The sequence below is a fragment of the Citrobacter enshiensis genome (genome assembly GCF_029338175.1).
GTDB classification, from domain to species: Bacteria; Pseudomonadota; Gammaproteobacteria; order Enterobacterales; family Enterobacteriaceae; genus Citrobacter_D; species Citrobacter_D enshiensis.
Window position 1 is genome coordinate 598,083 of sequence record NZ_CP119862.1, and the last position, 20,085, is coordinate 618,167.

General features: G+C 50.7%; 13 protein-coding genes and 1 pseudogene. 5 read left to right on the forward strand and 9 right to left on the reverse strand.

The genetic code is table 11. From position 1 onward, the window contains the following. Positions 1–43: 43 nt before the first annotated feature. The 4 genes from P2W74_RS02915 to ebgR form a co-directional block, all read right to left on the reverse strand. Positions 44–1,477: an amino acid permease gene (locus P2W74_RS02915; RefSeq protein ID WP_276293819.1), complete on the reverse strand. Its 1,434-nt coding sequence runs from the start codon at positions 1,475–1,477 to the stop codon at positions 44–46. Positions 1,478–1,536: 59 nt separating this feature from the next. Beyond that, positions 1,537–1,986, reverse strand: coding sequence for a beta-galactosidase subunit beta (locus P2W74_RS02920; protein ID WP_276293820.1), 450 nt, complete (start codon positions 1,984–1,986; stop codon positions 1,537–1,539). Next, positions 1,983–5,075, reverse strand: a complete 3,093-nt coding sequence (gene ebgA, locus P2W74_RS02925) for a beta-galactosidase subunit alpha (protein ID WP_276293821.1) — start codon at positions 5,073–5,075, stop codon at positions 1,983–1,985. Before ebgA ends, P2W74_RS02920 begins: the two co-directional genes overlap by 4 nt. 207 nt (positions 5,076–5,282) lie before the next feature. Beyond that, positions 5,283–6,266: a transcriptional regulator EbgR gene (gene ebgR / locus P2W74_RS02930; RefSeq protein WP_276293822.1), complete on the reverse strand. Its 984-nt coding sequence runs from the start codon at positions 6,264–6,266 to the stop codon at positions 5,283–5,285. Positions 6,267–6,483: 217 nt separating this feature from the next. Between ebgR and P2W74_RS02935 the strand changes: the two genes are divergently transcribed. Then, positions 6,484–6,816 carry a tRNA-binding protein gene (locus P2W74_RS02935; RefSeq protein WP_203359915.1) on the forward strand — a complete coding sequence of 111 codons (333 nt, stop codon included), beginning with the start codon at positions 6,484–6,486 and terminating at the stop codon, positions 6,814–6,816. Positions 6,817–6,918: 102 nt separating this feature from the next. On the opposite strand, the gene ygjG is transcribed toward P2W74_RS02935, so the two are convergent. Beyond that, a complete protein-coding gene (gene ygjG / locus P2W74_RS02940) occupies positions 6,919–8,298 on the reverse strand; it encodes a putrescine aminotransferase (RefSeq protein WP_192613541.1) in 1,380 nt (459 codons plus the stop codon). Positions 8,299–8,728: 430 nt separating this feature from the next. On the opposite strand from ygjG, the gene P2W74_RS02945 reads away from it, so the two are divergent. Beyond that, positions 8,729–10,249 (forward strand): methyl-accepting chemotaxis protein, encoded by a 1,521-nt coding sequence (locus P2W74_RS02945; protein ID WP_276293823.1) that lies wholly within the window; start codon positions 8,729–8,731, stop codon positions 10,247–10,249. A gap of 84 nt (positions 10,250–10,333) precedes the next feature. On the opposite strand, the gene P2W74_RS02950 is transcribed toward P2W74_RS02945, so the two are convergent. Then, a complete protein-coding gene (locus P2W74_RS02950) occupies positions 10,334–11,014 on the reverse strand; it encodes a PadR family transcriptional regulator (protein ID WP_412767230.1) in 681 nt (226 codons plus the stop codon). Positions 11,015–11,251: 237 nt separating this feature from the next. Between P2W74_RS02950 and P2W74_RS02955 the strand changes: the two genes are divergently transcribed. The 3 genes from P2W74_RS02955 to P2W74_RS02965 all read left to right on the forward strand — a co-directional run bounded on the left by P2W74_RS02955 (position 11,252) and on the right by P2W74_RS02965 (position 13,410). Continuing rightward, positions 11,252–12,034 carry a siderophore-interacting protein gene (locus P2W74_RS02955; RefSeq protein ID WP_276293825.1) on the forward strand — a complete coding sequence of 261 codons (783 nt, stop codon included), beginning with the start codon at positions 11,252–11,254 and terminating at the stop codon, positions 12,032–12,034. Positions 12,035–12,311: 277 nt separating this feature from the next. Then, complete coding sequence (locus tag P2W74_RS02960; RefSeq protein WP_276293826.1) at positions 12,312–12,635, forward strand: DUF1889 family protein; 324 nt, start codon at positions 12,312–12,314, stop codon at positions 12,633–12,635. Between the two features lie 250 nt (positions 12,636–12,885). After that, the gene (locus tag P2W74_RS02965; RefSeq protein WP_276293827.1) at positions 12,886–13,410 is read left to right on the forward strand and encodes an SMI1/KNR4 family protein; all 525 of its coding nucleotides are present in this window, start codon (positions 12,886–12,888) and stop codon (positions 13,408–13,410) included. 35 nt (positions 13,411–13,445) lie between these two features. Here P2W74_RS02965 and P2W74_RS02970 read toward each other — a convergent pair. The 3 genes and pseudogenes from P2W74_RS02970 to P2W74_RS02980 form a co-directional block, all read right to left on the reverse strand. Continuing rightward, positions 13,446–13,598 (reverse strand): annotated as a pseudogene (locus tag P2W74_RS02970) (IS3 family transposase); the annotation flags it as partial. Between the two features lie 770 nt (positions 13,599–14,368). Then, positions 14,369–17,017, reverse strand: coding sequence for a beta strand repeat-containing protein (locus P2W74_RS02975; protein ID WP_276295119.1), 2,649 nt, complete (start codon positions 17,015–17,017; stop codon positions 14,369–14,371). A 107-nt stretch (positions 17,018–17,124) separates the two neighbouring features. After that, on the reverse strand, positions 17,125–18,330 hold the full coding sequence (locus P2W74_RS02980; RefSeq protein WP_276293828.1) for an inverse autotransporter beta domain-containing protein: 1,206 nt from the start codon (positions 18,328–18,330) through the stop codon (positions 17,125–17,127). Positions 18,331–20,085: the final 1,755 nt, after the last annotated feature.

Sequence of the window (20,085 nt, forward strand, 5' to 3'; positions counted from 1 at the left end):
GGAGAGCGAACCGGAGATGGTGCTTTTTTTAGTGTGCTGGTCGTTACTGAATGTTTGAAGCGGGGGCGGCTTCGATTGCTTGCTCTTCTTTGGTTAAGCCTTTTATGTACCTGCTGTATTTCCACCAGGCAAAACCGAGGAAGATAACAATGCCACCCACGTTATAAAAAATAATGGTCATGATGTTACCGCCAGTAGGGAATGTAGAGGCGATAAATCCGACGGTAAAAAGCGCAATCAGCATGGAAACCACAATAATACCGGTGCGTTGTGACCCCATGCGGAAGTCGCGCGGTAAATGATCCAGTTTTACCCGCAGATTCAGATAAGCCAGCATAATAAACAGCGGCGGCAGCATGGAGGCGGCGGCAGTCATATTAATGATGGTGTTCATAAGATCCTGCACGGTATTGGAGCCGAGCATTGGGATTATCATCAGCGGAATAACGATCAGATACTGGAGCCAGGCCGCTCGCGCCGGTACGCCGTTTTCGTTAAGCTCGACGGTTTTCTTGCCGAAAATACCTTCCGGGATCTCAGAGAAGAAAATTTTCACCGGCGTTGCGGTCCACATCAGCAAGGACCCGAACATGGCGGTAAAGGAAACCAGACCGACAAAACGATTGACGATGAGTTCTGGCAGACCGAACCAGGCGGCCAGACCATGGAATACCTGCACAGAACCGCCGGTAAACTTCAGCTCTTTGCTGCTGACAAAGACGTTGATCAGCACCGATGAAATGGAATACAGCACGCCGATAAAGATCCCGGCAATGATGATCACTTTTACAAACGATTTCGAACCGCCTTTGACGTCGTTAACGTAAACGGCAACGGATTCTGCGCCACCTGCGGCCATGAAGATCCAGGTGGTAATGCCGAGGAATGCCCAGTTGAAATTCGGGATCATCGCATCAACGGTAATCGGATCGGCTGGCTGTACACCGCCAACCAGAGCGGTACCCGCCAGTAAAATATAGGACAAGGTGAGCAGCAGCATCAGCGTGGAAGTCACTGAAGTGATGGGACCCAGCATTTTCGCCCCGTTGGTGGAGACCCAGGTCGAGAAGGCGAACAGCACCATACTCAGGACGGTGGTCGCAATCGGCGTCAGAATATATTCGTAGCCGAGAAACGCGTAAGAGGCATAGGCAATAACGCGTGGTAGCAGCGAAGTGAAAAAGAACAGATTGACGAACCAGTAGGTGTAGGCGGTAATAAACGCCCAGCGACCGCCCAACGAACTTTTTACCCACGCATAAACCCCTGCCTCTGAGTTTTTATTCAGCGAGACAAATTCCGCGATGATTAAGCAGAAGGGAATAAAATAAAAAATCGTGGCCAGGAAAAACATCGGTGCGGATGCCAGCCCAAGCTCAATATTATTATTGATGACGTTATTGAAACTATAAACGGCGGCAAACGTGAGTGACAGTAAACCGAATTTACCGATTGTATTACGTTTGGTATCAGACATAACACATCTCCGAACATTTGTAGGGTAGGGCGATGCCATTCTGACATCGCCCGTTTTTTTTATTTGTTATGGAAGTAACCGTCTTCGATGGTCACTCTGAGTACGACTTTTTTAACTGCGTTATTGCAAATAAAACGGTAAGCCTCATGGTTTTCACAAATAACCATCTGGCCTTCATGCACTTCAACGGTTTGTCCGCACCCTTTCAGGTATTCGCGATCGGTTTCATCACGGTAATATTCAACAATTTGCAATTCATCCTTGGGCGCAAATTCAATTTTTTGCTGTCCCTGTAAGTAATAATGCACGTCAAAATAACGACGATGCCCGGTAAATAGCGCATCGGTAGCTGAATCGGTTTCCACGCGATAACTGAGCGAATCGCCGATGGAATGGGCGACACCAGGTCGAATGTTATCAATATTTTCGATCGCTTCGACGCAGCGCTGCCATTTCCGACCGGAGGCGTAGAGTTGTCGGAACTGTTCTAAGTTATCGAGGATTCTCATTTTTCATTCTCGCTGTGCAAATTCGTGGAAAAGAAACCCGCGCCAAAGGCGTGACAAGCGTAGGTCTGAGCGGTGGTTTCTCCGCCAGAAACCGGCAGCAATGTAAAGCCGTAGCGGAAAGGTCTGAGCCAGACGCGCCAGCTATCCAGCACTTCGCTTCCCCAGGAGTTAGAGCCAAGCCCGAGCAACTGGTGGTCCAGATTCAGCGTGATGTCATCGCGACGCTGCAGCTCATTACAATGCTGTGCGGAATGAATATCCTCTGGCGTGTAGTGCCAGGCGCTAAAGTTGATCGGCTGTTGCGGTACAACCAGCAGGCCATTGCCGTGACGGTTGGTCAGCGCAGCCCAGCGCACATGCTGGCGGTTGCCGTTGTTTTGCGGGAAGGGATAGTTCTCGAACATCTCATCCACGGTGGCACGCCAGATGTCGATGATATTGGCCTGCTGACTGTCGGCGTAGTTTTCACCCGGCCCACGGCCATACCAGGCGACCTGATCGAGCGCGCCGTTGATGCCCAACGTGAAACCGATGCACGGAATAATGTGCGGGTACTCGCCGTAACGCTCGCCCGAAAGCTCGACATTCACCTGACCGTCCGCCGCAATGCGCCAGCGATAGGTGCAGCGCATCCCGAAATCAAACACCGGCGGCGCGATGATGGTGCGGCTGGTGATAAGAATTGCGTCGTCAGCCTGCTCAATGGCGAAATCGCGCAAATGCTCCTGCATGATCTGCAAATGGTTCGGCTGCCAGAGACCTTCAAACTCCTGTTTGTGGTTATCAATCATCGGTTTGAAGAAGTTAATCTTCGGCTCGCGGGTGATCAGCTCCTCACCGTTAACCTGCCAGGAGGTGGGTTTTCCATTCAGCTTTGAGAAGGTCAGCGCGAAGTTAAAACCACCAACGGTACAGTGCTGTCGATCTTCCTCCAGAGTCAGAGGACGCGCATTTTTCTGGCTGAACGGCACTGGTGCGGTGGTTCTAGCCTTCAGCGGGAACTGGTAAGTGGCGATGTGATGTCCGGCGTCGCTGTAGAGCGTGCGGGAATCTTTCGTCACGGTGATATTGAGGAACGCTTCGCGGGCGTCCAGCGTCGGCAGCGCGCATGTCACGAGCGCGTCACTGTCTGGCGCGACACCATGCAGTTTGATGCTCTGTGTGGAGAGCGTTTCGCCTTCTGCGCGAACGTCAATGTGCAGGGTGTAATCGTCGAGCGTGGTAAACCACAGCTTGTTTTCCACCCGCAGTTCGCCACGCGCCAGATCCACCGCGTGAACCTTCACCGGCGCGATAACCTGTTTGTACTCTTTCAGGCCCGGCCCCGGTGTTTGATCGGAATAAATCAGACCGTCGAGACAGAAGTTGTAGTTGTTCGGGTAATCACCGTAATCGCCGCCGAATTTGTACCAGACGTTACCGTTGTCATCTTTTGCCTGAATGCCGTGGTCGCACCATTCCCAGACATAGTGGCCCTGGATGCAGTCATGCTGGTAAAAAACGTTTTGATATTCCGTCAGTCCGCCAGGGCCGTTGCCCATTGCGTGGGCGTATTCGCAGATAATGCGCGGCTTGGGATGAGGATACTCACCAAATTCGTTCATCAGCGGTACACGGGTGTACATGGTGGAGATGATATCCACGACTTCCGCGTCGCGATCTTCTTCGTAATGAATCAGTCGTGTGTCGTCCAGCGCTTTGGCGGCGTGGTACATGGCGCGGATATTACAGCCGTATCCGGACTCGTTACCGAGCGACCAGATGATGATCGAAGGATGGTTTTTCTGCGCGTGGACGTGACGCACAATGCGCTCAACATACACATGTTCCCAGGCGGGATCGTCGGTGATCTGGCTGATATTGCCGACGTTGGCAAATCCATGCGATTCAACATCGGTTTCCGCCATCACAAACAGGCCGTAGATATCGCACAGTTCATAAAAACGAGGATCGTTGGGGTAATGCGCGGTACGCACCGAGTTGATATTGTGCTGCTTCATCAGCAGCAGATCTTTTTCGACGCGATCCATTCCGACCGCGCGGCCTTTGAGATGATCATTATCGTGACGGTTGACGCCGTGCAGCATCACATAGCGGTTATTGATGTAAAACAGCCCGTCGCGAACTTTAATATCGCGGAACCCGACGCGCTGTGGCACCACTTCCAGAATATTACCGTTGGCGTCTTTCAGCACCATCACCAGATGGTAGAGATACGGCGACTCTGCGGACCACTGTTGCGGCGCGTTCACCTCAATCGCAAAATCAGCGTGGGTGAGCTCGTCTACCTTCAGCGTTTCGATAACGCCGGTGTGAACGACGCTCTCGCCGTCAAACAGCGTATATTCCAGCGAGGTGAGCGCAGGGACGGAAGCCAGGTTTTCCAGCGTTATCTGGCAGTGCAGGCTGGCGTCGCGGTAGTTGTCGTGAAAATCGGTGCGGACGGTAAAATCCTGAATGTGGGTTGCATGCTTGCCGACCAGATAAACGTCGCGGAAGATCCCTGCGGACCACCACATGTCCTGATCTTCAATATAGGTTGAGTCTGCCCACTGCATGACCCGCACGCACAGCAGGTTGTCGCCTGTCGTGGCGACTGCGCTAATATCGAACTCCGCTGTCAGGCGACTGCCTTTGCTGAACCCAACATAATGGCCGTTAACGTAGACCTCGAAATAGGTTTCGACACCGTCAAACTTGATAATCGTCTGCTTATCTTTCCAGCCTTCACTAAGGGTAAAAATACGCTGGTATGCGCCGGTGGGGTTATCGCTGGGAACATAAGGCACATCGATCGGGAACGGGAACCCTTCGTCGGTGTACTGGAGCTTCCCGTGGCCTTCCATCTGCCACATGCCGGGAACCGTAATAGGCCCCCAGTCATTCATATACTCAGTGGTAAACGCGTCCGGCACCTGCAGCGGATGATCAAAGAACTGGAAGTTCCACTGACCGCTCAGCGGCAGAAAGTAGCTGCTGGTTTCGCGAACAAATGAGCGAGCCTGGGCAACGGAATCATAAGAAAAAAAGTACGCACGTGGCGCCAGTCGATTTTCGTGGGTGAGCTGAATGTTTTCCCAGCGATTCATAGGGCCTCCCGGTGGAGAGAAATCGGAACCATTCATGTAGATGGTGAGTAAGTGTTATTGGAGGTGATTTTAGTAAAAGTTTTACTAAAATATAGCAATAAAGATGATTAACTTTAACTTGATCACAAAACCAGCGTGTAAGCCGACTGCGGATGAATGAAAATGCGCGCCCGGCGTGCTGAGTCGCCGGGCGGGAGAAAAGGGGGATTAGCGGGTGGTGCCGCGCAGCTTTAACTTGCTGGGAACGAAGACTAAAAGCGGGAGTGCGCGCCCGTCGCGGGCTTTTTCATACAGCAGGTTGACGCCCTGGCTGCCCATCATTTCGGAATGAATACGTACGGTGGAAAGCGGAGGAAAGGTAAACCGCGCGGTTGGGATGTCGTTTACGCTGATCAGTGAAATATCGCGGGGAATCTCCAGTCCACGTTCATGGATGGCGCGCAGAACGCCAATGGCGATAGAGTCGGATGCGACAAACAGCGCGCTGGGGAAATCGTCTTTGGCCAGCATCTGTTTTGCCAGCTTATATCCCGATGAGCTGGAGAAACCGCCGCGCCAGATATCCTCTTCACGGACAACCTTCTTCAGGCGGCCATATTCCACAAATGCCGCTTCGCGGATATCCGCTTTGCCGGGCTCATCTTCCCCGCCAATAAAGCCGATACGGTTCATGCCCTGCGCGATGAAAAAGTCGATAATTTCTTTGCTTATCCGCGCCAGATCGATATCGATGGCGTCATATTCGCTGCTGGATTCATGAAAGTCGATAAAGCAGATATTGTCAGTCAACGCGGTCGCCGCGTCGCGCAGTTCGGTGGACGGTTTACCGACGATCAAAATGCCCGTGATGTTCCTGATTTCCGGCAGCCCGCTGTGTTCATAGCAGTTGGTCAGCTCGATCCCGAGTTTTTCGCATTGCGTTTCAATCCCGTGACGGATCGCGAGATAGTAAGGATCGTTAATCTCCAGCTCCTGCTGGTAGCTGTAGATCGCCAGAATATGTTGCAGACTTACCGTGGCAGACTGGCTCTTACGGGCGCTGCTGGTTTTGTACTCCAGCTTCTCCGCAATTTCCAGAATGCGATGTTTGGTCTCTTCTTTGACATTCAGCGTGGGGTCATCGTTTAAAACCCGCGACACGGTCGCCAGGGATACGCCAGCTTCGAGTGCAATATCTTTAAGTGTTGCCATAATTACCTTTTTCGACTTTTCCCTGAGTAGCGTTTTCATTGTAAAGGAAGTGCTTATCTATTCATCTGTTTTCAGTAAATAAAGCGTGTTTATTTGACTCGCTCAGGGTAAATCCTCGCTTTCAGAGTGTGATCCGCGTGTCATTTTCCCTTTTTTAAGCGCAGCGCTAGGAAAATATTTTGCTATGATTTAGTAAATTTTTACTAATGGAGAGAAAATGGACACTGTTGCATTTGAGGAGTTCGCCCGACTGGAAATACGGGTTGGAAAAATTGTCCAGGTTAAGCGCCATGAAAACGCCGATAAGCTTTATATCGTGCAGGTCGATGTCGGCGAGCGGACGTTGCAAACCGTCACCAGCCTGGTGCCGTACTACAGTGAGGAGGAACTGGCAGGGAAAACGGTGGTGGTGCTGTGTAATCTTGCCAAAGCCAAAATGCGCGGCGAAACCTCGGAGTGCATGTTGCTATGCGCCGAAACCGACGATGGTAGCGAGAGCGTCCTGTTGACGCCGGAACGTGTGATGCCCGCCGGTGTGCGGATTGTGTGAGTGATGTGAGCAGGCCGGATGACGATGCAAATGCATCTTATCCGGCCTACGGGGTGGTGTCTGCGTAGGCCGGATAAGAACGTCGCCGCCATCCGGCATCTGTCACACTTGCTCCACGCTGACGCGCATGGCCGCCAACGCCTTGCGAGTCGCTTTGAGTACCAGTTCACACTGCTCAATGGTCAGGGTGAGCGGTGGTTCGATACGAATCGTTTTCGCGTTGTTGAGCGTTCCGGCAACCAACACGCGCTGGCGGAACATCTCGCTGGCAAAGTTGTAGCCGATCTCGTTATCGACAAACTCAATCGCCATCAGCATCCCTTTCCCGCGCGCTTCCTGGATCAGATCCGGATATTCCCGACCCAACTGGCGGAAACCGTCCAGCAGGATGTCGCCTTTCTGTTCCGCCTGAGCCGGTAAGTTCTGCTCCAGCAGCACGTTAATGGTGGCCAACGCCGCCGCACAGGCCAGCGGGTTACCGCCAAACGTCGTGGTATGCAGGAAGGGGTTGTCGAACAACACCGAGAACACTTCTTCGGTTGCGATAGTGGCGCCAATCGGCATCACGCCGCCCCCCAGCGCTTTTGCCAGGCACAGAATGTCGGGTTGCACATTCTCATGCTCACAGGCGAACATTTTGCCCGTGCGTCCCATTCCGGTCTGCACTTCATCCAGAATCATCAACGCGCCGAACTCATCGCAGAGTTTACGCACGGCGGTCAAATAACCTGGTGGCGGCAGGATCACTCCGCCTTCGCCCTGGATCGGTTCCAGAATGACGGCGGCCACATCATCACCGGTTTTTTTACACTCGCTAAGCGCGGTACGCATGGCCTCAACGTTACCGAAAGGTACATGGCGGAACCCCGGTAGCAGCGGCATAAACGGTTTACGGAAGGTGGATTTTGCCGTGGCGGAAAGCGCGCCCAGCGATTTTCCGTGAAACGCGCCGCTGGTGGCGATGAAGGTATATTTGCCACGCGGCGACTGATACGCCTTCGCCAGTTTCAGCGCGGCCTCCACAGACTCTGTTCCACTGTTACAGAAGAAGCTGTATTTCAGTTTACCGGGCGCCAGTGCGGCAAGTGTTTTCGCCAGCATGGCACGAAGCGGGTCAAGTAATTCCTGACTATGCAATGGTTGTTTCGCGAGCTGATTCTGTACGGCGGAAACCACAACTGGATTACGGTGCCCCACGTTGAAAATTCCAAAACCACCCAGGCAATCAACAAACTCCTGTCCCTGAGTGTCGACAAGCGTATTCAGACCTCCTGCTTGCCACTCTACGGCTCCGTAATCCCCGCCTGCAGTCACAGATTTTCGGTACTCTAAAAACCCCGGATTGACGTGCTCTTTGAAATACTCAATCACCTCTCGGTTCAGTGCTTTCATCTCCTCATGATCAAGCGTTCGCTTCTCGATGAGATTCAGTGCGTGCGCGCTGCAGGCTAACGCTGAGGCGCTGGAAGGTAACCTGTTCAAAATGTGCTCCCGGGGATCGCGTATCACATGATACCGATTTAAGTATTGCAGGGATTGCGCCATCCCGAAGGGGTTCACGAAAATCGGGATAAACACCAGGAATAATCGCATTTACGCAACATTTAATCTTATTTGTTAACAATCGAGGCGGCATAACCGACTTTACGTACGTTGAACAGTTCCTTTTTGCCCGCAAATTGCCCCGAAAAAGTGCAAAAAACGCCCAGTGACAGGGCAGCGGATTCAGTCTGTCTTGATAGTTGCACTGTGAAAGTATTTTAAATCAATGGATTAGATTGCGTACAAATATTGAGGTTTAATCGCAAATTGCGATCTAAATCAATTTTAACAACTAAAGATAAATCGATTAGCGCCGAAATAACATCTGACAGAAAAGTTAACACCAAAATAACCTGCATAGGACGCGATCATGTCTTCTCATCTCTACGTCAGCCAGAAAAGCATCCCGCTGGACGACGATACGACCCTCATGTCCACGACTGACTTACACAGCTATATCACGCATGCGAATGACACCTTCGTGCAGGTGAGCGGCTATTCGTTGAGCGAACTCCAGGCACAGCCGCATAACCTTGTGCGCCATCCTGATATGCCGAAAGCGGCATTTGCGGATATGTGGTACACCCTGCAACAAGGGGAACCGTGGAGCGGTATCGTGAAAAATCGCTGCAAGAATGGCGATCACTACTGGATCCGCGCCAACGCGGTGCCGATGGTTCGCGAGGGAAAAGTGACCGGGTATATGTCCATTCGTATCCGCGCGACGGAAGATGAAATTGCGGCGGTTGAGCCGTTGTATCACGCTCTGAAGGAAGGACGCTGCCGTAAACGCCTCCACAAAGGGCTGGTGGTGCGTAAGGGCTGGTTAGGCAAACTTCCGGCGCTCCCTATCCGCTGGCGGGTACGTGGTGTGATGGCGTTTATCTTCGCGGTACTGGCGGCGAGCCTGGTGCAGCAGAATGCCCCCGTGGCGTCGATGCTGATCAGCGCGCTGGTCATGCTGTTGGGGACGGCGATGTTTGAGTGGCAAATTGTGCGCCCGATTGAAAATGTGGCCCGGCAGGCATTAAAGGTGGCGACAGGGGATCGTAACAGTGTGACGCATCTGAATCGCAGCGACGAGTTGGGTTTGACGCTGCGGTCTGTGGGTCAGCTCGGGTTGATGTGTCGCTGGCTTATCAATGATGTCTCAAGTCAGGTCTCCAGCGTCAGAAATGGCAGTGAAACCCTGGCGAAAGGGAACGACGATCTGAACAAACATACCCGCCAGACGGTGGAGAATGTGCAGCAAACGGTAACGACCATGAACCAGATGGCGGAATCGGTGAAGAAAAATACCGCTACCGCATCGGCTGCCGACAAACTTTCCATCGCGGCCAGCGGTGCGGCAACTCAGGGTGGGGAAGCGATGGAGACCGTCATCAAAACGATGGATGACATTGCCGACAGCACGCAACAGATCGGCACGATCACCGCACTCATTAACGATATCGCGTTTCAGACCAATATTCTGGCGCTGAATGCCGCAGTTGAGGCCGCGCGAGCAGGTGAGCAGGGCAAAGGGTTTGCGGTGGTCGCGGGGGAAGTTCGCCACCTTGCCAGTCGAAGCGCCAGTGCGGCGAATGACATCCGTAAGCTAATTGATGCCAGTGCCTCCCGGGTGCAGTCCGGCTCAGAACAGGTTCATGCGGCAGGAAGGACGATGGATGACATTGTGGCGCAGGTGCAAAATGTGACCCAGCTCATCGCCCAAATCAGTCATTCGACGCTTGAGCAGTCGGATGGGCTTTCCAGCCTGACGCTGGCGGTGGATGAGTTGAACAACATCACGCATAAGAATGCCGAACTGGTGGAAGAAAGCGCTAAAGTTTCAGCAATGGTGAGACACCGCGCCAGCCGTCTGGAAGATGCCGTCACGGTTCTGCACTGAGTCCGCGTCCCTGAAGTGGTTTCTCTCGCCTCCTTATGGAGGCGGGGGCAGGGACACGGTAAGCGGAATGGGTATACGATCCGCTTAATCGAGCTGGGTGATGTCCAGCGCTGCGCGGTCAATCACGCCAATGATTTTTTTGATTTGTGCTTCACTGATATCGGCCTGATTCACCCGCAGATCCAGCACGGCTTTGAAATTATCCAGTGCCCGCTTCATCTGCGGGTTTTTACGTAATTCGAAGCCCACGCAGCGTGCTTTGACGCGTTCCTGAATGTGTGCGAGCTGTTCGTGGTTTTCAACCAGCCACTGTTGTCCGGCCTGGGTGATGGCTATCTTCTTCCGACCGCCTTCTTCTTCGCTGATGCTGATAAATTCCTGATCTTGCAGGAAATCCAGCGTCGGATAGATCACGCCCGGGCTTGGGGTGTAGTTACCCTGAGTCAGCGTTTCAATGGCTTTGATGAGCTCATAGCCGTGGCTCGCGTCGCGGGTCAGGATATCCAGAATCACCAGACGTAACTCGCCGTGACCGAAAAATCGCTGGCGGCGTCCGCCTCCGCCCCGACCGTGGCGATGCTCGCAGCCATGTTGATGGCTGTGATGGCGTTCCCTGCCGCAACCTTCTTGATGATGCTCCTGATGGCAGCCTTCGTGCTGATACCCTTCGCCTTTACAGCAACCTTCTTGATGATGCTCCTGATGGCAGCCTTCGTGCTGATGTCCTTCGCCTTTACAGCAACCCTCATGTGGGTGTCGCATGATCATCTCCTGATGTTGTTTAGATATATCTAATTTATATCTAAATTTTTTATTTATGCAAGTTTCTAGTGGGGTTGTTTTTTTAATTTTATGATTTTGTTAGTTTTTATTTTAATCTTGATGATGATGTGGAGAACGAGCGCTATATCAAAAAAGGCTTGCAATATCTCTAATTAACAATCATTATCATTTGAAATGAGCGATTTAGATATATCGTAATACATTCACGAAGGCGAAAAAATGACTAAAAAAACCTCACGCTACCCGCAGCGCGTTCGTAATGAACTGCGCTTTCGCGAACTGACCGTCCTGCGTGTTGAACGTATCAGCGCTGGTTTTCAGCGTATTGTGCTGGGTGGTGATGCTCTGGAAGGCTTTAGCTCACTGGGATTTGACGATCACACCAAGGTCTTTTTCCCGGCACCGGGCAGTCACTTTGTACCGCCGACGGTGACCGACGAAGGTATCGTCTGGGCTGATGGCATTCGCCCAACAACACGTGATTACACACCGTTATACGATGAGGCGCGCCATGAACTGGCGCTGGATTTTTATCTCCATGATGGCGGGGTGGCGAGCACCTGGGCGAAACAGGCCCGCGAGGGGGATACCCTCACGATTGGCGGACCGCGCGGTTCTTTGGTGGTGCCAGAAGATTACGCATATCAGGTTTATGTTTGTGATGAATCGGGAATGCCGGCATTACGCCGCCGTCTGGAGGCGATCGGTCGCCTGACCGTGCGCCCAAATGTCACAGCACTGGTCAGTGTGCAAAACGCGGCGTATCAGGATTACCTCTCCCATCTTGATGGATTTGCGATTGAGTGGTTCGTGGGGCAGGACGAGCAGGCGGTGGATGCGCGCTTGTCCCAGCTTTCGATTCCTGCAGAAGATTATTTCATCTGGATCACCGGTGAAGGGAAGGTTGTTAAAAATCTCAGTCAACGGTTTGATACTGAGGCTTTTGATCCTCATCGGGTACGAGCGGCGGCCTACTGGCACAACAAGCCATCGCTCGATTAATTGATCAGCAATAACAAAATTGTTACCCCTAAAAATGCGATGACGGCAATAAGGGGGAGTCGACGATGAGGCTTGTCCGAAGGCCACGGACAGATTGACAATCCGTACTCGTGTTGCGTCGGTGTTATCAGCATAGAAACGGCATCGCCAGAGCATGAGAGTCGTTCCATACCAGTGAAACAGAAACGAAGGAATGAACGGCGCAAACCGACATAAATTTAATGATTTCTTTGATATTAAGATCGGTTTAAGGTCATAGTGTAGGTGTGAATTTTACGTGGTTAATTTTAAGGATAAGAGCATGCCAACAGCAATTGAGAAAGCACTGGATTTCATTAACGGTATGAATACATCCGTCGCCGCCCCAGACTCAATGGATGAGAGTACCGCTAAGGGAATTTTAAAATATTTGAATGAGTTAGGTGTACCAGCCAGCGCGGCCGAGATTACTGCACGAGGCGAACTGGAGGGGTGGAACGCCGAATTCACCAAAAAAGTGGCCGGATGGGCTGAAAAAATTGCGTCAGGAGAGCGTGTACTGATCAAAAACCCTGAATATTTTTCTTCCTATATGCGTGAGCAGCTTCAGGCTCTGGTATAAGCTGAACACGCTTCAAAAGCTCAACCTGTTCCGATGCTCTCACCTCCGATGTGGGAGCATCCATTTCTGCCATCTCTGTTATAAAGGATGGAGAGAACAGCCCGCCTCGTTTTGATCTCCTCTCCGATTTAGCACTGCACTGATTTTGAGCCAGGGTCAACAAGTGTTGTTAATAGTGAGACAAGTGTTGTTAATAGTGGGACACTTCATGTAGGTGGTGATTCAATGTGGCGTAGTGAGGGTTTTTAGTATGAAAATACAGAAAGATGACTTGGTGAAATGGGAAGTAGATGAGCCAGATTTAATCGCTGACCCACTATTGATAAGAAAAAGAATTACTGATGTCGAAAAAGCGTTGTTGATTAGCTTGCCAAATGAATATAAGGACTATATTCATTTGGTAGCTGACCAAGCATGTAGTCCATTATCTAATTTAGATAACTTTATAGCGAGGTACAACGAAAAAACCAGGATGATAGTAATGGCTACCTTATCTTCTACAAATAGAATTGTGACTTCAACAAAATTGTTACAAGAATCAATATATGATCATAGGTCATTACTACCTGATGGCTTGATTGTCATTGGTTCAGATTATGATGACGATGGTGATGCGTATATTATTTATGATGTGAGGGCTGATTCTCCTACCTATAGAAATGTATTTCATTGGCGATATTATGTAGACAATTTAGTCGTGGGTGATGGGTTAGGGTTATTGGCTCTATCGTTAAGAGAGTTTTTACATAAACCCGCATTAGAAGATAAGGTGTAGTTCATTGAACTTACCCGCGCAATGTGGACACTGCCCTAAGCGAGGTTCTGGTATTCAAATTGTTCGGGGCTAAGATTGCCACAGGTAATGTGGCGTCGCCACCGATTGTAGTCATACTCGATATAATTAAACACCACCCTTCGCATCATCTCCCGGCTGGCAAAGTGCTCCCCGTGGATATACTCCACATTCTTTCGTTCAAATGCTAATCCCCTGGCAAAATGGTCTCCGGCAACATCACTTAGTTTGTCTCCGTCCAGGCGGTATAGTTCCGGATGATGCTCAACTGAAAGGGTAGTTAACAGCACAGAGGCGAGGTCTTCGTACAGAATATCTGGGTATTGAGCTCTGGCTGAACGAAGACGGTCATAAAGACTAATCTAGCCCTTAATTGTTAACTCAGGGGGACGGGCCATACGGCGCTTCTCTTTTTCTTCAACTTTTTCTATAAAGCCCATGCTAAATCTGCCTGATTACAGCACCTGCAGTTGAGTTACGTCACCCAGATTGATAAAAAACAAAATGGCTTAGCCAGTTTTCTGTCTAAGTACTTGTTTTATCTGGTGGCACCTGCTGGACTTGAACCAGCAACCAAGCGATTGTGAGTCCTCCGGCATGAAAATCTCCACCCAAGTTGCGGAAGACCCAATATTAGTCTGTCGGTGGAGATATAAGTGGATCACTTTTTACCCGTCGTTGACAGACAGAACAATTTTATCTGTTGACTGCCTGAAAAACGGGCATCGTTACTGATACTGATACTGATACTGACTTACTGCTATTATCGCGACACAACCAATCAAATTCACATGTGTTTTGATGTATATGAGTGCATATGGCTAAATATAAAATCCATAAGAAAGAAATTTTTCTTGGATTTTATTAAGGGTAATCATCCAATAAGGCTGCCCAACCATAAAAATGGTTAGGGTAGCCTTATTGGTAAGTATTTAAATTTTTAATTAATATAATAGTTAATATTTGTTAGTGTGTCAGAAACAGAAACTCCTCCTTCTGTAGCCTCTGTCACTGTGGCCGTTTCGCTTGTACCAAGTGCACTCCCTCCTTGCGCATGACAACTCAATTGGGCTTCTCCAACAGCGTTTGTCACGCCTCCGCCCAGAATACTACAAGTAGTAAACCCTCCAGGATGGCTCCAGCCTACAGCGACTCCTTGAAGCTTGTTATTAAGCTTATCAGTAACTGTTGCTGTAAATACGATAGGGTCAGCGGCAGATCCTCTTGCCCCGTTTTGTGTAAGAACCAACTTAAATGGTAGTGCCTGGAACACCATGGTCGCTGTTGAATTATTACCATTATCCAGCGTTCCGGTGAATGTGACTGTTTCACCAACATTATCAGCAAAGTTCACAGTGACCCATCCTGTCGAATCCGTTGTCCCTGAAGGGCTGTCTAGCGTTGCCGCTCCTGTTACGTTGAATGCCACATTAGCATTATTAACGGACAAGCCTTGTGAATCAACGACATGAACTTTTGCAACAATGCTGTCACCTATTGCCGCCACGGTTGAGTTACCACTTGGGGCCTGAAGACTAATTTGGTCAATAACGAACTGTGTTGAGTCAGGAATGAAGCTGCTGGTTTTTGACTGACCCGTATCCGAACCGCCCGCCTTCGCGGTCAGGGTAACCGTTTCTGCTTTGGTATCGGTAAAGGTCATTACGGCCTGACCGCTGCTGTTGGTGGTGCTGGTACCTGATGTCAGTCCTGCACTGCCGGTAACCGTCCAGTTCACCGTGGTGTTTGCCAGAATGTTGTTCTGGCTGTCCACCACGGTCGCCGTGGCGCTGTTCTGTGCCGTACCGTTGGCAACACTGCCGTCAGTGTCGATGGTCAGTGTGGAGACATGGGCGGTGGCGGTATCTGCCACGAAGCTGCTGGTTTTGGACTGACCCGCATCCGAACCACCTGCTTTCGCGGTCAGGGTGACCGTTTCAGCCTGCGTGTCCGTGAAGGTGATGGTGGCCTGGCCACTGCTGTTGGTGGTGCTGGTTCCGGAAGTTAATCCTGCACTGCCCGTCACCGTCCAGGTAACGGTGGTGTTTGCCAGAATGTTGTTCTGGCTGTCCACCACGGTTGCCGTGGCGCTGTTCTGTGCCGTACCGTTGGCAACACTGCCGTCAGTGTCGATGGTCAGCGTGGAGACACGGGCGGTGGCGGTGTCTGCCACGAAGCTGCTGGTTTTGGACTGACCCGCATCCGAACCACCAGCTTTCGCGGTCAGGGTGACCGTTTCTGCCTTGGTATCCGTAAAGGTCATCACAGCCTGACCGCTGCTGTTGGTGGTACTGGTACCTGATGTCAGTCCTGCACTGCCGGTAACCGTCCAGTTCACCGTGGTGTTTGCCAGAATGTTGTTCTGGCTGTCCACCACGGTAGCCGTGGCGCTGTTCTGTGCCGTACCGTTGGCAACACTGCCGTCAGTGTCGATGGTCAGTGTGGAGACATGGGCGGTGGCGGTGTTTGCCACGAAGCTGCTGGTTTTGGACTGACCCGCATCTGAACCGCCTGCTTTCGCGGTCAGGGTGACCGTTTCTGCTTTGGTATCGGTAAAGGTCATTACGGCCTGACCGCTGCTGTTGGTGGTACTGGTTCCGGAAGTTAATCCTGCACTGCCCGTCACCGTCCAGGTAACGGTGGTGTTTGCCAGAATGTTGTTCTGGCTGTCCACCACGGTAGCCGTGGCGCTGTTCTGTGCCGTACCGTTGGCAACACTGCCGTCAGTGTCGATGGTCAGCGTGGAGACATGGGCGGTGGCGGTGTCTGCCACGAAGCTGCTGGTTTTGGACTGACCCGCATCCGAACCACCTGCTTTCGCGGTCAGGGTGACCGTTTCAGCCTGCGTGTCCGTGAAGGTGATGGTGGCCTGGCCGCTGCTGTTGGTGGTGCTGGTTCCTGATGTCAGTCCTGCACTGCCGGTAACTGACCAGTTTACTGTGGTGTTTGCCAGAATGTTGTTCTGGCTGTCCACCACGGTCGCCGTGGCCCTGTTCTGCGCCGTACCGTTGGCAACACTGCCGTCAGTGTCGATGGTCAGTGTGGAGACATGGGCAGTGGCGGTGTTTGCCACGAAGCTTGATGATACTTGTTTACTGTTACCGTTATCCAGTGTGGCGGTCAATTGGGTTGCTTCTGCAACCGTGTCAGTAAAGGCAACGGTAAGCGAGCCTTGCGCATCCGTCTGGAATGTTTTCGCGGCTTTGGCCTTTGATTTCAGGGCAGAACCAAAGACAACTGTGCCTTTATCTGCACTCAGCGATACACTGGCATTGCTCACCGGTGCACCATTGCTGTCTTTGACCGTCACTGTGACAGCATTTGGCGTGGTGCCATTCGCAGGACTACCATCCTGGGTGACCACCATCGTATCAATAACATTATCGGCTGAGTCGGTGATAAAATGCCCCTGTTGCGACGCACTTTTGTCGCCTGCCGTGGCGGTCAGAATAACCGCTCCCGCGGTGGTTGACGTAAAGTCAGTCGTGACCTGTCCGCTGGCATCCGTGGTTGTCTGCGCGTTTTTTAATGCAGCAGGTGTATCAACGCCCCATGTCACCTGCGTGTTAGCGACAGGACGATTGTTAATGTCCGTGACGGTGGCGACGGCATGGTTTGGTGTTTTTCCATCCGCAGTGCTGCCCGTCTTTGGTGATTTTTAGCATGATATTGCTGACCGTCACGGTAGTAAATTGGCTATTTTGTGTAGCGCTGGCGGCCCCACTTTTTCGCCGTGATTTGCACCGCTTCAGGCACTGTGTTGGTGAAATTTACCGTCGAAAGGCCGCTGTCGTTAGTCACGGTGGTCGGCGTAGCAAACCTGGCAGAGCCAGTAGTTGACCACATAACAGGCGCATTACGTACCGGCTGGCCGTCTTTATCTGTCGCCAGCACCTGCGCAGAGTTAGGCGTCAGGCCGTCAGACGGGCTGTTGTCGACGGTGACCTGCAGGCTCAGGTTGCTGACGCTTTGCTGGTCTTTCTTTTTATACTGCAACACAATCTGGTTATTACGTTCCACCAAATCATAGCGGCTACCGGCCAGACTACGCTCGATACGCACGCTCTCAGGGTCAATCTGATATGCCCATGGCTGGCCGAGGTCGTAGCGGAAATTGACCTGGAACTGAGTATCGTCCAGCGAGTCTTGTCCACGTTTATAGTTGACGGCAAGCTGGACTAAAGGAACAGGGGTATAGCTCAATCCGGTAGTGACCGCTGATGGGTTGCTTTGCAAATGGTCGGTATCAAACAGGGCGACTTTATCGCCGTAGTACTGCTCGTACATCAGCTTAGCGCCTAACTGCGGACAGGCAGGAAGATAGCCTTCAGCGCGCACGTCATAACCATCAGCAGGTTTTTCATTATAATCGTTAAAATCACGCGACTGATGCCATTCGGTGGTGCCCACATAAGTGTTGGCTGACAACTTTAAATTATCAGTCCATGCTTCAGCGCCTATGCCAATACGGCGGTTCTTACCTGTAAAGTCGTCATCAAAGAATACGTTGCCGCCGAACATCCAGTTTTCCAGATAGAAAGTACGCACCCCCATCCCCATATTTCCTGTGACGCGACCATCGGGTGCGCGCAGGCCAAGTTGGGTAAACAACATGGATTTTTTATTGTCATAGAGTGGGGCGAGGAAATCGATGGAACTGTCATCCCAATTGCCGTTTTCATCAACGTTAAGCTGTACGCGCGCGGTGCCAAATTGGCTTAACCACTGTTGGACTGATGAAGAGGCATAGCCGGTAGCGACGGAGGTTGCAGCACTCGTTGCATTGCCGCTACTGAGCGCGGAGGCGGCAGAGGCCATGGACGAGGCATACGGGAGTTCTGTACCGGGCTGTGTTGTCGTCGTTGTCTGGCGATCGGCCGAAAACGGGGATTGGTTAGTCATTGAAGAACTTTGCGCCATCGCCGGGTGCGGCAATATAGACACTAAAGGGAATAAGACTTGTAAAACAATCTGTAACCAGGCAAAAACACGAAACAGTTCGCATTGCTTTATTGGTGAGCTTTGCTTCATCATCAAGTTCCAAATTATAATTTATTAGCAACTACATCAACATATAGCCACAATTTAATGAATTGCTTTACGCTAGAGGATATAAATGCTTAACCATTAGCATCCACATAACCGAGTAGTTGCGGCGTAAAATATACGCTGAACTTTTTCATATTGTAGTTGCATTGTAGCAGTTCATACCCGAAATCCTCTCGCTCTCAGATTCAACGAGAGCGTTCAGAATCCCGTGTCACGTTAAAAACTCCGCGGATAATCTAAAGCTGGCAGCGGCAATGTCAAACTCCAATTTAGGACCGTATTATCTATTTCTCCTGCGCATTCATCTATGATAGCGACAATAACTCAGTCCGGATGCCATCAATGCTGTCTTCGCTGTGAGCGACAAATACCCAGCTGTTGACCTTCATCAAAACCAGGCTGGCCGTACAGTGGCAAATTTTTCTGCGCCCGTTAAAATAGATAGTCTTTTACCTTTATCTTTACGACGGGATGTCATCCTGACCTCGCGCTGAGTATGTCCGTAATAGGATGGCTGTGTGAGTACAAAAGGGAAGGGAAAGCCCTCGCTTTTGCTGTGCCGGTTCCGACCAGTCACACAGGAGGGATACCTGATAATATCGACATAATGAAACTGGAAAAACGAATGACCCATAATAAAGACCATATATCGGTGATCCATTCTGTTCTTTAGCGATCTATATCAAGGTATGCGTTATGGATAAGTCACCTTGAACCAACAAAAATGTGGCTGAACTTACGTAAATTTAAGTGTGCTGGTTTAGTCAAACTTAGGTATGGCCCGGCTTACAAGTCAGTGAACCAACGAACCAACCGAACTTACACCATTCTGTATATATACGGGAAATTCTAAAGCTGGTTCGGTTATTTGATGCAGAGCGACCTTGCTGCAAATCTTGCAGGCTGGCGTGAGTTTTTTGGCCTGATGGTTTTCTTTGGTTGCATACCCGAGTGATGATTCACCTGAAAATATGCACCGCTGAGAGCTACATAGCGGTGGGATAACCGCTAGCACTGATAACTTTCAACAAAGTTGAAAATGCGCAGTTTTATATATTGTTATGTAATCTCTATTCCTTCGATCATTTCCCTGCACAGACTTAACGAGAACTGCTGTTTTGGCCTGTATTGTGGGTTGGGATACAGACAGAATCCTCCCACCAGCACCAGTCAGAAAGCAGACGCTGCGCATCACCATGTATTGGCATGTTGATTAGCGTACAGGGGGAAACTTGAATCCTAATTTTTAATCTTCACACCTGAACGGGATCTGAGCAGAAACTGATTAAAAACGGTCGGAATGATAACCATGAATTCCTATGATTACCGTTTCAAAATATCCTGGAGAAAAAACAAAGGGCCAGCGATTTCTCGCCAGCCCTTGCTGTGTTTGGTGGCCCCTGCTGGACTTGAACCAGCGACAAGCGATTATGAGAACCGTAAAGGCAAGTCGAAAAACAATAACATAGTTAAAAAACAGATGGTTATGAAATCAATATAACCCAATATAACCCAATATCGCTAACTTTGCGCGACACTTTTGCGACACTCTACAATCCCATAAGCAGTCGCTCAATCCGTGACTTATCTAAGCCAGATTTTTTGTTA

What these genes read in the sequence shown, in the direction of transcription:
- P2W74_RS02945 (WP_276293823.1), top strand. Translation starts at nt 8,729, where the DNA reads ATGTCTTCTCATCTCTACGTCAGCCAGAAAAGCATCCCGCTGGACGAC.
- ebgA (WP_276293821.1), bottom strand. Translation starts at nt 5,075, where the DNA reads ATGAATCGCTGGGAAAACATTCAGCTCACCCACGAAAATCGACTGGCG.
- P2W74_RS02915 (WP_276293819.1), bottom strand. Translation starts at nt 1,477, where the DNA reads ATGTCTGATACCAAACGTAATACAATCGGTAAATTCGGTTTACTGTCA.
- P2W74_RS02980 (WP_276293828.1), bottom strand. Translation starts at nt 18,330, where the DNA reads ATGACTAACCAATCCCCGTTTTCGGCCGATCGCCAGACAACGACGACA.
- P2W74_RS02920 (WP_276293820.1), bottom strand. Translation starts at nt 1,986, where the DNA reads ATGAGAATCCTCGATAACTTAGAACAGTTCCGACAACTCTACGCCTCC.
- ebgR (WP_276293822.1), bottom strand. Translation starts at nt 6,266, where the DNA reads ATGGCAACACTTAAAGATATTGCACTCGAAGCTGGCGTATCCCTGGCG.
- P2W74_RS02965 (WP_276293827.1), top strand. Translation starts at nt 12,886, where the DNA reads ATGAAAATACAGAAAGATGACTTGGTGAAATGGGAAGTAGATGAGCCA.
- P2W74_RS02935 (WP_203359915.1), top strand. Translation starts at nt 6,484, where the DNA reads ATGGACACTGTTGCATTTGAGGAGTTCGCCCGACTGGAAATACGGGTT.
- P2W74_RS02955 (WP_276293825.1), top strand. Translation starts at nt 11,252, where the DNA reads ATGACTAAAAAAACCTCACGCTACCCGCAGCGCGTTCGTAATGAACTG.